This window comes from Candidatus Deferrimicrobiaceae bacterium, assembly GCA_035256765.1.
Lineage (GTDB): Bacteria > Desulfobacterota > Deferrimicrobia > Deferrimicrobiales > Deferrimicrobiaceae > CSP1-8.
Map to the genome: position 1 here is coordinate 1 of DATEXR010000300.1, position 15,597 is coordinate 15,597.

At 64.8% G+C, this 15,597-nt stretch carries 16 protein-coding genes; all 16 read right to left on the reverse strand.

Translation table 11 applies throughout. The annotated features are described in order from the left end of the window. Window positions 1-25 precede the first annotated feature (25 nt). On the reverse strand, window positions 26-1,600 hold the full coding sequence (locus VJ307_10415) for an NADH-quinone oxidoreductase subunit M (GenBank protein HJX74552.1): 1,575 nt from the start codon (window positions 1,598-1,600) through the stop codon (window positions 26-28). 34 nt (window positions 1,601-1,634) lie between these two features. After that, the gene (gene nuoL, locus VJ307_10420) at window positions 1,635-3,674 is read right to left on the reverse strand and encodes an NADH-quinone oxidoreductase subunit L (protein ID HJX74553.1); all 2,040 of its coding nucleotides are present in this window, start codon (window positions 3,672-3,674) and stop codon (window positions 1,635-1,637) included. Beyond that, a complete protein-coding gene (nuoK, locus tag VJ307_10425) occupies window positions 3,668-3,970 on the reverse strand; it encodes an NADH-quinone oxidoreductase subunit NuoK (GenBank protein ID HJX74554.1) in 303 nt (100 codons plus the stop codon). Before nuoK ends, nuoL begins: the two co-directional genes overlap by 7 nt. Before the next feature lie 44 nt (window positions 3,971-4,014). Continuing rightward, window positions 4,015-4,503 (reverse strand): NADH-quinone oxidoreductase subunit J, encoded by a 489-nt coding sequence (locus VJ307_10430; protein HJX74555.1) that lies wholly within the window; start codon window positions 4,501-4,503, stop codon window positions 4,015-4,017. An 8-nt stretch (window positions 4,504-4,511) separates the two neighbouring features. Beyond that, entirely contained in the window at window positions 4,512-4,997 is a 486-nt protein-coding gene (locus VJ307_10435; protein ID HJX74556.1) for an NADH-quinone oxidoreductase subunit I, read from the reverse strand. Between the two features lie 7 nt (window positions 4,998-5,004). Beyond that, complete coding sequence (gene nuoH, locus VJ307_10440; protein HJX74557.1) at window positions 5,005-6,105, reverse strand: NADH-quinone oxidoreductase subunit NuoH; 1,101 nt, start codon at window positions 6,103-6,105, stop codon at window positions 5,005-5,007. Then, complete coding sequence (locus tag VJ307_10445) at window positions 6,102-7,682, reverse strand: 2Fe-2S iron-sulfur cluster-binding protein (protein ID HJX74558.1); 1,581 nt, start codon at window positions 7,680-7,682, stop codon at window positions 6,102-6,104. The genes nuoH and VJ307_10445 overlap by 4 nt, the downstream gene beginning before the upstream one ends. Before the next feature lie 6 nt (window positions 7,683-7,688). Then, entirely contained in the window at window positions 7,689-8,963 is a 1,275-nt protein-coding gene (nuoF, locus tag VJ307_10450; GenBank protein ID HJX74559.1) for an NADH-quinone oxidoreductase subunit NuoF, read from the reverse strand. A gap of 12 nt (window positions 8,964-8,975) precedes the next feature. After that, window positions 8,976-9,449 (reverse strand): NADH-quinone oxidoreductase subunit NuoE, encoded by a 474-nt coding sequence (gene nuoE / locus VJ307_10455; protein ID HJX74560.1) that lies wholly within the window; start codon window positions 9,447-9,449, stop codon window positions 8,976-8,978. Beyond that, on the reverse strand, window positions 9,446-10,666 hold the full coding sequence (gene nuoD / locus VJ307_10460) for an NADH dehydrogenase (quinone) subunit D (GenBank protein HJX74561.1): 1,221 nt from the start codon (window positions 10,664-10,666) through the stop codon (window positions 9,446-9,448). Before nuoD ends, nuoE begins: the two co-directional genes overlap by 4 nt. A gap of 7 nt (window positions 10,667-10,673) precedes the next feature. Continuing rightward, window positions 10,674-11,165: an NADH-quinone oxidoreductase subunit C gene (locus VJ307_10465; GenBank protein ID HJX74562.1), complete on the reverse strand. Its 492-nt coding sequence runs from the start codon at window positions 11,163-11,165 to the stop codon at window positions 10,674-10,676. Between the two features lie 12 nt (window positions 11,166-11,177). Further along, a complete protein-coding gene (gene nuoB / locus VJ307_10470) occupies window positions 11,178-11,681 on the reverse strand; it encodes an NADH-quinone oxidoreductase subunit NuoB (GenBank protein HJX74563.1) in 504 nt (167 codons plus the stop codon). Next, window positions 11,672-12,055, reverse strand: a complete 384-nt coding sequence (gene ndhC / locus VJ307_10475; protein HJX74564.1) for an NADH-quinone oxidoreductase subunit A — start codon at window positions 12,053-12,055, stop codon at window positions 11,672-11,674. The genes nuoB and ndhC overlap by 10 nt, the downstream gene beginning before the upstream one ends. Window positions 12,056-12,069: 14 nt before the next feature. Then, window positions 12,070-13,548, reverse strand: a complete 1,479-nt coding sequence (locus VJ307_10480) for an NADH-quinone oxidoreductase subunit N (protein ID HJX74565.1) — start codon at window positions 13,546-13,548, stop codon at window positions 12,070-12,072. 1 nt (window position 13,549) lies between these two features. Further along, window positions 13,550-15,079 (reverse strand): NADH-quinone oxidoreductase subunit M, encoded by a 1,530-nt coding sequence (locus tag VJ307_10485; protein HJX74566.1) that lies wholly within the window; start codon window positions 15,077-15,079, stop codon window positions 13,550-13,552. A 16-nt stretch (window positions 15,080-15,095) separates the two neighbouring features. Beyond that, a partial coding sequence (locus tag VJ307_10490) for a hypothetical protein (GenBank protein ID HJX74567.1) occupies window positions 15,096-15,597 on the reverse strand: 502 nt, incomplete at its 5' end.

Below are 15,597 nucleotides of genomic sequence, written 5' to 3' on the forward strand. Positions count from 1 at the left end.
TATCGAAATCGGGGCCATCCTGTCCTCATTTCCCCACGTCGAAGTATCGGGTCAGCAAGGGCTCCCCGGCCGGGCGGCCGGTAAGCGCGGCCTGCCGCTTCGCCTCGATCCGCGTGACGACCGCAGAGACCGAGGCGTCCATCTTCCTCAGGAACGTCTGCGGATAGACCCCGATCCAGAAGATCATCACGAGGATCGGCAGCAGGTAGGCCACCTCCCGCGCGTTCAGGTCCGTCATGTGCCGGTTTTCCTCGTTGGTGATCTTCCCGAACATCACCCGCTGGTACATCCAGAGCATATAGACCGCCGCCAGGATCACGCCGGAGGCGGCGAACACCGTCAGCAGCCGCGCGGTCTTGAAGGCGCCCAGCAGGATCAGGAACTCGCCGACGAAGCCGTTGGTGCCGGGAAGCCCGATCGAGGAGAGCGTCACGATCATGAAGACGGCGGCGAACAGCGGGGCGATCTTGGAGAGCCCCCCGAACTCCTCGATGAGGCGCGTATGCCGCCGTTCGTAGACGATCCCGACGATGAGGAAAAGCGCCCCGGTGGAGACACCGTGGTTGATCATCTGGAGGATGCCGCCCTCGATCCCCTGGAGGTTGAAGGCGAAAAGCCCGAGCATCACGAAGCCCAGGTGGGACACGGAGGAGTAGGCGACCAGCTTCTTCATGTCCTTCTGCACCATCGCAACGAGCGCGCCGTAGATGATCCCGATGACCGCCAGCCCGGAGATCACCGGCATCAGGTCGACCGCTGCCACGGGGAACAGCGGCATCGCGAACCGCAGGAACCCGTACGTCCCCATCTTGAGCAAGACCGCCGCCAGGATGACCGATCCCGCGGTGGGGGCGTCCACGTGGGCGTCGGGGAGCCACGTGTGGAAGGGGAACATCGGCACCTTGAAGGCGAACGCCAGCGCGAACGCGGCGAACATCCAGAACTGGAGCTTCACAGGGATGGTGAGGGCGTACATGGCCAGCAGGTCGGTGGAGTAGAGCCCGGTCACCTCGTAGTGGTGGAAATAGAGCGCGATGATGGCGACCAGCATGAGCACCGAGCCCGCGAAGGTGTACAGGAAGAACTTGATCGCCGAGTAGATGCGCCGGTCGCTCCCCCAGACCCCGATCAGGAAGTACATCGGGATGAGGACGGTCTCCCAGAAGACGTAGAACAGGAAGAGGTCGATCGCGAGGAACACCCCCACCATCCCGACCTCGAGGACCAGCATGAAGATCATGAACTCCTTCACGTGCTTCTCGACGGAGGTGTAGGTGGACAGGATGGTGATGGGCATGAGGAACGTGGTCAGCATCAGAAGCCACAAGGAGATGCCGTCCACCCCCACGTGGTAGCTGATCCCGTACTGCGGGATCCAGGGGGCCTTCTGGACGAACTGCATCGCGGCGGTCGACCCGTCGAACAGGATCGCCACCGGAAGGGACAGAAGAAACTCCGCGAGCGTCACGGCGAAGGTCACGTTGCGCAGGAGCCGGGGGTTTTCCCTCGGCAGGAAGACGAGCAGAAAGACCCCGGCGAGCGGGAGGAAGATCAACACGGAAAGCAGGTTCGTCATCAGGGCCTGGGAAACGGATGTCATCGGCACATGCTCCGGGAATCTCCCTTCGCCGTTCTCACGGCCAGATCAGGAACCCGACGAGGATCACCGCGCCCAGAAGCAGGGAAAGGGCGTAGTTCCCCACCACGCCGGTCTGCACGCGTCTTATCCTGTCGCCCGCCCCGCGCACCATCGTCGCGACGCCGTTCACGATCCCGTCGATGAACGTCGCGTCGAACGCCTCCCACAGCCAGATCGAGCCGTTCACGATCCTTCGCACGATGGCGGCGTCGTAGATCTCGTCGACGTAATACTTGTGGAACACCACGTCGTAGAGGCCCGGCACCCTGCCGGCGATCTCCTTCGGCTTCTCCGTGCGGACCCGGTACAGATAGTAGGCGAGCCCGATCCCGCACAGCGCCACGCCCACCGACCCGGCCATGAGCAGGTATTCGAGCGCCGCGGAGTGGTGCGCCCCTCCGTGGGCGGCCCCTTCGGCGGCATGGCCGAAGACGGGCGCAAGCCACTCCTCGAAATAGTTGTGTCCCCCCAGCGCCTCGGGGATGCCGATCCAGCCGCCCGCCACCGACAGGACGGCCAGGAGCATCAGCGGGACGGTCATCGAGTAGGGGGACTCGTGGACGTGCTTCTCCACCTCGGGGGCCATCCGCGACGGCCCGAAAAAGGTCAGAAAGATCAGGCGGAACATGTAGAAGGCCGTGATCCCCGCCGCGGCCGTCCCGACGAGCCACAAGCCGACGTGGCCGTGCCCGGAAGAGAAGGACTTCCACAGGATCTCGTCCTTGGAGAAAAATCCCGACAGGCCGGGAATCCCCGAGATCGCCAGCGTGGCGATGAACATCGTGGTGAAGGTGACGGGGAGGCGTTTCTTGAGCGACCCCATCTTCTGCATGTCCTGCTCCCCGGAGAGGGCGTGGATCACCGAGCCGGACCCCAAAAACAGCAGGGCCTTGAAGAAGGAGTGGGTCATCAGGTGGAAGATCCCGGCGGTGAACGCCCCGACCCCGCAGGCGAGGAACATGTACCCCAGCTGGGAGACGGTGGAGTACGCCAGCACACGCTTGATGTCGTTCTGACAGATCCCGATGGTGGCGGAGAAGATGGCGGTCGCCGCGCCCACGACGGCCACCACCGCCATCGAGGCGGGGGCCAGCAGGAAGAGCGCGCTCGTGCGGGCGACCATGTACACCCCCGCCGTGACCATCGTGGCGGCGTGGATGAGGGCGGAGACGGGGGTGGGGCCCTCCATCGCGTCCGGCAGCCAGACGTAGAGGGGGATCTGCGCCGATTTCCCCGTGGCCCCCACGAAGAGGAGCAGGGTGATCGCCGTGGCGATCCCCGTCGTCAGGACGCCGCTTTCCGCAAGCCCCGGGATCCGGGCGAAGACCTCGGTATAGTCGACCGTCCCGAACGTCCAGAAGATGAGGAAGATGGCGACGAGGAAGCCGAAGTCGCCCACCCGGTTCACGATGAAGGCCTTCTTCCCGGCGTCGGCGGCGCTTTTCTTCTCGTACCAGTACCCGATCAGCAGGTAGGAGCAAAGCCCCACCCCTTCCCACCCCACGAACATGATCAGGAAGTTGTTGCCGAGCACGAGCAGCAGCATCGCGAAGGTGAAGAGGTTCAGGTAGACGAAGTACCGCGCGAAGGCCTTCTCGTGGGACATGTACCCCACGGAGTAGACGTGGATGAGGAAGCCGACGCCGGTGACCACCAGGATCATCACGGAGGAGAGCGGGTCGAGCTGGAAAGCTGCCGGTGCGGAGAAGCCCCCCGCCGTAACCCACGGGAAGAGGACCTGGACGAAGAGACGGTCGTGGGCCGGGCGCGCGGCCAGCGCGAGGACCGAAAGGAGCGACACGACGAAGGAGGCCCCCACCACCGCGGGTCCGAGGAACGCGACCAACTTCCGGTACGGGGGAGCCATGGGTTGGCCCGCCCCGTGGGACGAAGCCCCATGCCCGTGTTCTTCGCTCCCCGCCTCCGGAAGGAGGAGCGGGCGCTCGGCGAAGATTGCGATCGCGCTGTTCACGATTACCCCCAGGAGGGGGAGCGCGGGGACGAGCCAGAGGTAGTTGAGGATCCCGCCTACCATTTGAGCACGCTCAGTTCCGTGACATCGACCGTTTCCTTCAGGCGGAAAATTGCGATCAGGATCGCCAGCCCCACCGCGGCCTCGGCCGCCGCGACGGTCATGACCATGAAGGCGAACACCGACCCGGTGACGTCCCCCCGGTGGGAGCCGACCGCGATGAACGCCACGTTCACGGCGTTCAGCATGATCTCCACGCTCATGATAATGATCAGCACGTTCTTGCGCGCCACCACTCCCGCGACCCCGATCCCGAACAGGATCCCGGAGAGAAGCAGGTATGCCGACGGTTCCATCATTTACGAAGGTCTCCGCTTCGGGCGCGCCAACGCTTCGCGCACCGTCAGATCTTCCTCTTCGCCAGCGTGATCGCCCCGATCATCGCGGCCAGGAGCAGGACCGAGGTGATCTCGAAGGCGAGAAGGTAGTCGGTGAACAGCGCTCTCCCCACGGCCTGGACGGAGCCGGAGTCCACGGCGGGCGTCCCCGCCATCCCGGATCGGCGGGCCACCAGGGCGGACTCGAGAATGAGAAGCCCCGCGACCAGGACCCCCAGGAAACGGATCCCCGTCACCCGCTCCACCGGCAGCTTGTCCTCCGGGACGTTGATCAGCATGATCACGAAGATGAACAGGACGACCACCGCCCCCGCGTAGACGATGACCTGGATCGCCGCGAGGAAGTGCGCCTGGCGCAGGACGAACAGCGCCGCGACGGCGAAGAGCGTGAGGATGAGGTAGAGCGCGGAAGCCATCGGGTGCTTCCGCGTGACCACCATGATCGCGCCCCCCGTTGCGATGGCGCCGAAGATGACGAAAAGGACCGGTTCCATGTCCGCTCCTATTTTTCCAAAAGCATGTCGATCGTGTAGATGAGCTTCTCCCGGGTGTGCTCCGCAGGCGTGTACCACCCGGTGTCCATCCGGATCGCGTCGCACGGGCACGCCTCCACGCATTGCCCGCAGAAGATGCACCGGAGCATGTCGATGTCGAACCGCACGGGATACTTCTCGACCTTCGGGTCGGGGGACTCCCCCGCGACGATCGTGATGCACTTGGCGGGGCACGCCGTGCCGCAGCAGTAGCACGCCACGCACCGGGGCGTCCCGTCGGGGCGCTTCATCAGCCGGTGCAGCCCCCGGAACCGGGGGGGCATCACCCTCCGCACCTCCGGGTACTCGATCGTGGGGATGTTCTCCTGGCGCACGATGTTGCGCAGAAGGTGCCCCATCGTCACCCCGAGCCCCTTGACGATCTCGACCAGGTAGAGGGCCTCCGTGGAAGACATCTTCCGGGGCCGAGCGACCTTGATGATCCCGATGGCCATCCCTCCGTCACCCGCCTCCGCCGATCAGGAGCAACACCAGCCCCGTCACGAAGATATTCGCCAGGGACAACGGCAGCAGCACTTTCCACCCCAGGCGCATCACCTGGTCGTACCGGAACCGGGGGATCGTCCACCGGACCCAGATGAAAAGCCAGGCGAAGAAGAGCACCTTCCCCACGAACGCCCCGATCCGCAGGAGGAGCACCAGGGCGGCGGGGAGCCCGAAGGAGATCCCCAGGGGGAATTGGAATCCGGAATCCGCAAGGTAGGGAACCTGCCAGCCGCCGAAAAACAGCGTCGCGATCAGGGCCGAGCCGACCACCATGTGGATGTACTCGGCCATGAAGAAGATCGAGAACTTGAAGGAGGCGTACTCCGTGTGGAATCCGGCGACGATCTCCGACTCCCCCTCCGGGAGGTCGAAGGGAGTCCGGTTCGCCTCCGCGTAGACCGCCACGAGGAACAGGAGAAAGCCGAGCGGCTGCACGAACACACCCCATTTCGGCAGGACCCCCCACAGGAGCGTCCCCTGGGAGGCCACGATCTCCGAAAGCCGGACCGACCGGAAGACCATCACCAGTCCGATGATGGAGAGCCCGAGGGAGACCTCGTAGGAGACCATCTGCGCCGAGGAGCGAAGGCCTCCCAGGAGGGGGTACTTGCTGTTCGAGGCCCACCCCGCCAGGATCACGCCGTAGACCGCCATCCCCGAGATGGCGAAGATGTAGAGGATCCCCACGTTCAGGTCCGCCACCTGCAGGGCGACCTCGCGCCCCGCGATCACGACCGGCGGCCCGAAGGGGATGACCGCGAAGGTCATGAGCGCCGGGGCCAGGGCGAACATCGGGGCCATCTGGTAGAAGAGCCGGTGGGCGTGATCGGGGATGAAATCTTCCTTGAACAGGAGCTTGAGCGCGTCGGCGAGCGGGTGGAACAGCCCCCCCAGGGTCAGCCCCAGGATCTTCGCGCGGTTGGGCCCGCGGCGGTCCTGCATGTAGGCCGCCCCCTTGCGCTCCGCCCACACGAGGATCGGGACGAGGGAGAGGGTGAAGACGAGCATCACCGCCACACGCGCGACGGACACCACGAGATCGAACAGGTTGCTCATCCCTTCCCCCCGGCCACCTGGCCCCGCTCCCCGAGGGACTCGTAGCTCATTCCGGCAAAGGGGGCCTCGGTCTGCGCGATCGCCCGGAACACCGACGCCTCCCCGGCGTATTTCCACGCCGCTCCGAGACGGTTCGCAAGGCCCGAGATGATCTCGATGGCGCCGCGCGCCTTCCCCCGGGGAGGGAACCCCATCCGGAAACGCTGGACCCGCGCCGCATGGTTGGTGAACGTCCCCCCGCGCTCGACGAGCGACGCCGACGGCAGGACGGCGTGCGCCGCGCGGGAGACCGCGCCCTCGTTCGTGCCGATCTGGACGACGAAGGGGACGTCGGCCAGAAGCCGCCCCGTCTCCTCCTCGGAGAGGTCCGCGATCCCGTTCCCGAAGACGATCAGGGCACGGATCTTTCCCTCGGCGGCCGCCCGCACGATGCCGTCGAACTTCTCCTCGGAGATCCCCAAAAGCTGCGCCCCCCGGGTGTTGGGGTTCTTGTCCGCCTTGATGAGGAAGTCGTCCGCGAACCCGTCTTCCGGGGTTTTCGGGGAGAACCCGAGGTTCGGCGTGCGCAGGACCTCTTCCGCCAGCTTCCGCGCGAGGAAGAGCTCCTCGTTGGAAAACTGCGGGGAGGCGATGACGGCGACCGATCCGGGGCCGTGCCTTTCGACCGTCTCCCAGAGCCGGAAGGCGGAGGAGGAAAGGATCTCCTCCCACAACGCCGCCTTCGGCGTCCCGTTTTCCCGGGCCACGGGGGTAAGAAGCCTCGCCTCGTTCATCTTCCGGTACGCGAGCCTTCCGGGATCGCACATCCAGGTCCGGTTGACCTCGTCGTTTTGCCGGGGCTTGAGGCGGTAGACGATATCCTCCTTGAAGTGCGCCTCGACGTTGCAGCCGTTGGCGCACCCCGGGCAGATCGATTTGGCGCCCCGCAGGAACCATACGCGGCACTTGAACCGGAAATCCTTGCTGGTCAGCGCCCCCACGGGGCAGATGTCGGCCAGATTCCCCGTATAGAGGTTGTCGAGCGGCTTTCCCGGAAAGATCGAGATCTCCGAGTGGTCCCCCCGCTGGAAGAACTCGAGCTCGCAGGTGCCGGTGACCTCCTGCAGGAACCGGATGCAGCGGGAGCAGAGGATGCACCGCTCGGCGTCCAGGACGATCTGGCCGCCGATGTCCTGCACCTTCTTCTTGTGGACCTTGTCCGCGAGGGCGTGCCGGCTCTTGTGGAGACCGTACTTCATGTAGTAGATCTGCAGCCCGCACTCGCCGGCCTGGTCGCAGATCGGACAGTCGATCGGATGGTGGATGAGCAGGAACTCGAGGACGCCCGTGACCGCATTCTTCACCTTCTCGGTTTCGGTCCGGACCACCATCCCGTCGGTCACCATGGTGTTGCAGGAGATCTGCAGCTTCGGGAACTTCTCCACCTCCACCAGGCACATGCGGCAGTTCCCCGCGATCGAGAGCTTCGGGTGGTAGCAGTAGTGGGGGATCTCGATCCCCACCGTCTTGGCGGCCTCGAGGATCGTCGTCCCCGGGGGGACGTCCGCGGAGATTCCGTTGATCGTGAAGTTCGGCATGGCTCCCTAGAACCGGTTCCCGTACGGGCACTTCTTGTCCCGGATGTGCCGGTCGAACTCGTCGCGGAACTTCCAGATGAACGACTGGGCGGGCATCACCGCGGCGTCGGCCAGCGGGCAGATCGTCCGGCCCATCATGTTGTCGCACAGGTCCAGGATGAGCTCGACGTCCCCCTCGCTCCCCTCGCCGTTCTCGATCCGGCGCATGATCTTCGCCAGCCAGCCGCACCCCTCCCGGCACGGAGTGCACTGCCCGCACGACTCGTGGGCATAGAAGTTCATGAGCACGGAGAGGGCGCGCACCATGCACGTCCCCTCGGGGATGACGATGACGCCGCCCGAACCCGCCATCGTCCCGATCTTCTGCATCGACTCGATGTCGTAGCCCACGTCGATCTGGTCGGCCCGCAGCACCGGCGTGGAGGACCCTCCCGGGATCACCGCCTTGAGCGTCTTGCCGTCCTGCATCCCCCCGGCGTGTTCGAAGATGATCGACCGGAGCGAAATCCCCACCGGCAATTCGTAGACGCCCGGTTTTTTCACCGGGCCGCTGACGCAGACCAGGCGGGTCCCGCCGTCCTTTTCCACCCCCAGGGAGGCGAACTTCTCCCCGCCGTGGGTGATGATCCAGGGGACGTCGGCGATCGTCTCCACGTTGTTCACGATCGTGGGGAGCCCGAACGCCCCCACCGAGGCGGGGAAGGGGGGCTTGACCCGGGGCCACCCGCGCTTCCCTTCGAGGGAGTTGATCAGGGAGGTCTCCTCGCCGCAGATGTAGGCGCCGGCGCCGCGGTGGACGGTCGCCTCCAGATCGAACCCGGAGCCCAAAATGTTCTTCCCGAGGTATCCCTTCGCGTACGCCTCGTCGATCGCCTCCTGGACGATGTCCGTCTCCCGGACGAACTCCCCGCGGATGTAGACGTAGGCGTTGTGGATCGACAGCGCGTAGCCGGTGATGACGATTCCTTCGATGAGGAGATGCGGCCCCTTCGTCATGATGAGCCGGTCCTTGAAGGTCCCCGGCTCCCCCTCGTCGGCGTTGATCACGAGGATCCGCGGCCGGGAGAGGTCCTTCGGGAGGAACCCCCACTTGACGCCGGCCGGGAACCCCGCTCCCCCGCGCCCGCGAAGGTTCGCCTTCCGGACCTCCGCCACGATCTCCTCCTTCGGCATCGAGAGCGCCTTGCGCATCGCGGCGTATCCGCCGAGCCGCTCGTACGTCTCCGCGTGGCGGTACCGGTCGTTGCCGAAGTGGGTGGTCAGGACGAGGTCCATCGTCATCCGCCGGTTTCCCTACCGGAGCCCGTCGAGGATCGCATCGACCGATTCCTCGGTGAGGTTCTCGTAATAGTCGTCGTTGATCTGCATCACCGGCGCGGTGCCGCAGCTTCCCAGGCACTCGACCGTGGTCAGGGTGAATCTTCCGTCGGCGGTCGTCTCGCCGGGCGCCACGCCGAGCTTCCTCGACACGTGCTCGATCAGCGCTTCCGCCCCCATGAGCGAGCAGGAGAGGTTCCGGCACACCTGCAGATGATATTTGCCCACCGGCTTCCGGTTGTACATCGTGTAGAAGGTCGCCACTCCCTCGATCTGCGCCGGCGTGAACCCGAGCAGCGCGGCGACGGTGGAGATCGTTTCGGGGGAGAGGAATCCGAACTCGCGCTGGGCGAGATGGAGGGTGGGCAGGATGGCCGCCTGCCGGTCGGGGTATCGGGCGAGCATCCTCTCGAACCTCGCCCGGGTCTCCTCGGAAAAGGACGGGTTCACCGGTCCAGCTCCCCCGCGATGATGTTGACGCTGCCCAAAACCGCGATGAGGTCCGCGAGCATTCCCCCTTCGCACAGGTGCGGCATCCCCTGGAAGAGGGGGAAGCACGGCGGCCGGACCTTGATCTTGTACGGCCCCCCGCCCCCCTTGCTGACGATGTAGTAGCCGAGCTCCCCGTTGGCCGCCTCGGTGGCCGAGTAGACCTCGCCGGCGGGGACCCGGATTCCGTCCATGATGTGCTTGAAGTGGTTCATCAGGGCCTCGATGTTCCCGTACACCTCCTGCTTCGGCGGCAGGAGGAACCGAGGGTCGTCCACGTTGACGGGCCCTCCCGGGAGCTGGTCGAGGGCCTGCTCGATGATGCGGAGGGACTGGCGCATCTCCTCCATCCGGACCATGTACCGGTCGCAGGTGTCCCCTTGCTCCCCGATGGGCACGTCGAAATCGAACCGGTCGTACACGAGGTACGTCTCGTCCTTGCGCAGGTCGAGGGGGACGCCGGCGGCCCGCAGGCACGGGCCGGTGAACCCTCGGGCGATCGCCTCCTTCGGGGTGATGGAACCGACCCCCATCGTCCGCTCGATGAAGATCCGGTTCTTCGTGAGGAGGGCGTTCACGTCCGCGATCGCGGGGACGATCACGTCCCGGCAGATGTCGCGGCACTTTTCGACCCATCCGTCAGGGAGATCCCACTGCAGCCCGCCGATCCGGGTGTACTGCGTCGTCAGCCGGATCCCCGTCAGCGGCTCGATGAGGTGCATGTACACCTCCTCGCGCGGCTTCCAGAAGTACCAGAAGTTGGTGAGCGCCCCGATGTCGACCATGTTCGCCCCGATGCAGACCATGTGGTCGATGATCCGGGAGAGCTCGCAGATGAGGACCCGGATGTACTTGCACCGCTCGGTGACCTCGATCCCGAACAGCTTCTCGACGGCCATCACGTACCCGACGTTGTTCATCAGGGAGGAGACGTAGTTCAGCCGGTCCGTGTAGGGGATCACCTGCGTCCAGGTGGCGTTCTCGGACTCCTTCTCGAAGCAGCGGTGGAGGTACCCGAACTCGGGGGTGAGTTTCAGGATCGTCTCCCCGTCCAGCTCCGCGATGAGCCGAAGCGTCGCGTGCGTGGCGGGGTGGGACGGGCCGATGTTCAGGATCATCGGCTCGGCCTGCATGTCGAGCTTTCCCGCTTCCCTCCGGTAGGTCTCGATCTCGGTCACGTTTTCCCTACTCCTTCGGTCCCACGGTGGGCTGCCGCCTGGCCTTCGGGTAGTCCTTGCGAAGCGGGTGCCCCTCGAACTCCTCGTACATGAGGATCCTCTTGAGGTTCGGGTGATTGCGGAAGACGATGCCGTACATGTCGTACGCCTCCCGCTCGAACCAGTCCATCCCGGCCCAGACGGGGATGACCGAGTCGATCACCGGATCTTCCTCCGGGACCCGGGCCTTGATCCGCACGCGGTGCTTCTTCGCGATCGAATAGAGGTGGTAGACCACCTCGAACCGGGGCTCCTCTCCCAGGTAATCCACCCCGGTGCAGTCCATCGCCAGGTCGAACCGGAGGTCCGGGTCGTCCCGCAGGAAGGTGCAGATCTCGACGATCCTCTCCCGACGGACCTGCGCCGTGTCGTCCCCGAAGTCGGAGTGGGTCGCCACGATGTCGTCCCCGAACTTCCCGGCCAGCTTCGTAAGCACCGCGCTCTTTCTCTCTTCCGCCATTTCCCTTCCGCTTCAGATCTTGATCGGCCAGCGTTCCCGGGCCCGCGGGGCCCCCGTGTCGATCATCTTCTGGATCAGCACGATGGAGTCGATGATCTGCTCCGGGATCGGGGGGCATCCCGGAATGTAGATGTCGACCGGCATGAACTTGTCGATCCCCTGAACGACGCTGTAGTTGTTGTAGAAGCCGCCCGACGAGGCGCACGCCCCCATCGCCACCACCCACTTCGGCTCGAGCATCTGGTCGTAGATGCGCTGCAGGATCGGGGCCATCTTGTAGTTGACGGTCCCGGCCACGAGCAGCATGTCCGCCTGCCGCGGGGAGAACCGGATCACCTCGGCCCCGAAGCGGGAGACGTCGTAATGGGTACCGAACGCCCCCATCACCTCGATCCCGCAGCACGCGGTGGCGAAGGTGAACGGCCAGATCGAGAATCTCCGCCCCCAGGCGAGGATCGCCTCGAACCGGGTGGTCAGAAAACCAGGGGCGCTGTCCTTCGCGTGGTTCACTGCCATTCCAGCGCTCCCTTTTTCCAGGCGTAGAGCAGTCCCGCGAGGAGGATCCCCACGAAGACAGCCATTTCGATAAAACCGAACAGGCCGAGATCCCGGAAGAGGACCGCCCACGGGTAGAGGAACGCCGTCTCCAGGTCGAACAACATGAAGAGCAGGGCGACCAGGTAGAACTTCACCGACACCCGGACCGAGGCGGACGTGATGGGGTCGACGCCGCACTCGTAGACGCTGTACTTGATCGGCTCGTACTTTTTGGGCCCGAGGGCCTGGGAGAGAAAGACGAACCCCACCGACATCCCGACCGCGATGACCAGGACCAGAAGAATGGAGAAATACGGGTCGGAAAACTGGATGGAGGAAACGAGGTTCGCCACCGGCCCCTTCCTTGTCAGTTTGTCAGGATTCTCACAGACGCCTCGGCGACGCGAATAACCGGCTCCCAGTATATCCCCAGCAGAAGCGTGGGAACAACCAGAATGCCCAGCATGACCCGGGGCACGAAGGCGACCGGAAGCTCACCCGACTGCGTGGGGTCCTCCAGAAACATCACCTTCACGATCCGCGCGTAGTAATAGAGGGACACCACGCTGTTGAGCGCCGCCACAAGGGCGAGCCAGTAGACCCCCCGGTGGATCACCTCGGCGAACAGGTAGACCTTGCCGATGAACCCCGAAAACGGCGGAATCCCCGTGAGGGCGAAGAGAAAGATGGCCAGGGAGACCGCGGCGACGGGCGCCCTGCTCCCCAGGCCGGAGAAATCGGAGATGTCCTCGCTCCGGCAGCCGTTCGCGACCAGGACGACCACGTAGAAGGCGCCCAGATTCATGAAGAGGTACACGACGAGGTAGAAGAGGATCGCCTGGAGCCCCACCGCGGTGAGCAGGACGAACCCCATCAGCATGTACCCGGCGTGCGCGATCGAGGAATAGGCGAGCAGCCGCTTCACGTTCTTCTGGTTGACGGCGAGGAGGTTTCCCACCGTCATCGTCATCGCGGAGAGGACCGCGAACAGGAAGGTCCAGTCGACGGAGGAGGAGAGCTTCCATATCCCGCCGGCATCCTCGGGGGAGGCGAAGACGGTGTAGAAGAACCGGACCAGGACCGCGAACCCCGCCGCCTTGGGCCCGACGGACAGGAAGGCCGTCACGGGGGTGGGCGCCCCCTCGTACACGTCGGGGCTCCACATGTGGAAGGGAACGGCGGCGATCTTGTATCCGAACCCCACGGTCACCATCCCCGCCGCCAGGGACGCCGGAAGGGGCGCCGCTCCCATCGCCAGGACGCGCCCGATCTCGGAAATCTGGGTCGACCCCGTCATGCCGTAGAGGAGCGAGAAGCCGTAGATCATCACCCCCGAGGCGGTCGCCCCGTAGACGACGTATTTCATCGACGCCTCGGTGGAGGACCCCTTCCCCTTGAAATAGCCCGCGAGGAGATAGGAGGGGATCGAGACCAGCTCGAGCGCGAGGTAGACCATCACGATGTCGCTGGCCGAGGAAAGGAGGAACATCCCGAGGAGCACCGAGAGGAGGAAGATGTAGTACTCGGCCTGCGTCCTCTCCGCAAGCTCCGCGCAGTCGATCGACATGAAGATGACGATGGCGGTCGCCAGGGCGGTCAGCACCTTGAAGAAGACCGCGAAGCCGTCCAGGAGGACCATCCCCTCGAAGAGCCCCATCCCCGCTCCCGAGGGGGTCATCCAGGCGAACAGCAGCGCCGTCCCCGTTCCGAGCAGGGCGAGAAGGGCCGCCGCGGGGGAGCGGCGGTTCTTCAGGACGACGTGGAGTACGACCAGCAGGAGGATCGTCGCGGTGACCGCGAGCTCCGGCAGGAAGTAGACCAGGCTGGCCAGGTTTCCGAGGACCACCTCAGATCACCATCTTCACGACGTCGACGAGATGGTTCAGGGACGCGCTCATCAGGTTGAGCACCGGCATCGGGTAGACCCCGAGGAACAGCGTCATCAGCGCCAGCGGGGCCAGGCAGAAGATCTCCCGGGCGTTGATCTCCTCGAGCTGGGCGTACTTGGGGTTGAGCGGCCCGAGGAAAATGCGCTGGAGCGCCCAGAGATGGAACGCGGCCACGATGATGATCCCCGAGGCGGAGATCATCACGATCGTCCGGAAGACGCCGAACGACCCGAGGAAGACCATCGCCTCGGCGATGAACCCGGAAAAGCCCGGCAGGCCCAGCGAGGCGAAGAACGCCACGGTGATGAAGAAGGTATAGACCGGAACGACGGCTCCCAGCCCCCCGAACCCGTCGATGTCGCGGTGGTGCGCCCGGTCGTAGATGACCCCGACCAGGAAGAACAGCATGGAGGTGATCATGCCGTGGGAGAACATCTGGAACGCCGCTCCGATCATCCCGGCCGGGGTGAGCGCCGCCATCCCGAGGAGGCAGAACCCCATGTGGCTGATCGAGGAGTAGGCGACCAGTTTCTTCAGATCGGACTGCGCCATCGCGCACAGGGCTCCGTAGACGATGTTGATCGCTCCCAGGACGGCCATGGGAATGACGAACCACTTCGTCACGTCGGGGAAGATCGGGAAGGAGATCCGCATGAGCCCGTACGTCCCCATCTTCAGGAGGATTCCCGCCAGGATGACGGAGATGGCGGTCGGCGCCTCGACGTGGGCGTCGGGGAGCCACGTGTGGAACGGGAAGAGGGGGACCTTGATCGCGAACCCGATGAAGAGCCCGAGGAACATCAGGATCCGGATGTCGAACCCCTTGAGCCACGCGTTGTGGGTCGCCTGCTGCATGTAGTGGAGCATGTTGAACGTGTGCCCGCCCGTCTCGGGATTCGTCGTGTTGAAATAGAGGGCCAGCATGACGAGGAGCATCAGGACGGAGCCCAGAAGCGTGTAGAGGAAGAACTTGATCGCCGCGTACTCCCGGCGCGGACCGCCCCAGATCCCGATGAGGAAGTACATCGGCAGAAGCATCACTTCCCAGAAGACGTAGAAGAGGAAGAAGTCCAGCGAGGCGAAGACGCCCATCATGCCGGTCTCGAGAAGGAGGATCAGGGTCATATATCCCTTGATCTGCTTCTCGATCCCCCAGGAGCCGACCACCGCCAGGAAGGAGACGATCGTCGTGAGCATGATCATCGGCATCGAGATCCCGTCGGCCCCCATGAAGTACTCGACGTTGATCGACGGGATCCACGTGTAGTGCTCGACGAACTGGAACTGGCTCGCCACGTTCACGCCGGCCACCGTGCGGTCGTAGAGGAACCAGAGCTGGACCGCGAGCAGGACCGGCAGGAACGACGCCACCGCGGCGATCGTCTTGATGGGATTGTCCCTGCCCGAAGGCATCATGAGGATGATCGCCCCCCCGGCCACGGGGAGGAACGTCATCAGGGTCAGGATATGGCTGTTGATAAAGTCCAAGGAAGACCTCCTCCGGTCAGAAAGCTTTTACCAGGTAAATGATCAGCACGCCGCCCGCCAGGATGAAGACATAGTGGTAGAGCTTGCCGGTCTGGAACCGGCGGAAGAAGGAGCCGCTGCCGATCGTGACGTCCGCGACGCCGTTCACCGCGCCGTCGACCACGGTATTGTCGAACTTTCCCGTGAGGTAGGAAAACCAGACTCCCAGTTGGGCGCAGAGGTTGACGAGCCCGTCGACGACGTGCAGGTCGAACCACCCCAGCGCGCGGGAGAGGGCCTTCGTCCCGTTGACGGCCGTCGCCTCGTACAGCTCGTCGAAGTACCACTTGTTCACCAGGAACGTGTGTACGGGCTTGAGCGTTGACGCCACCTTCGCCGGGTTGATCCACCCGAACCCGTAGACGACGAAGGCCAGGCCGATCCCCAACCCCGCGAACAGGATCGACAGGCGCATCGCCCAGGTGTGGGCCGTGTGCGCCAGGTGCTCGTCGTGGGCGGCATCGTGGGACGCGGCCTCG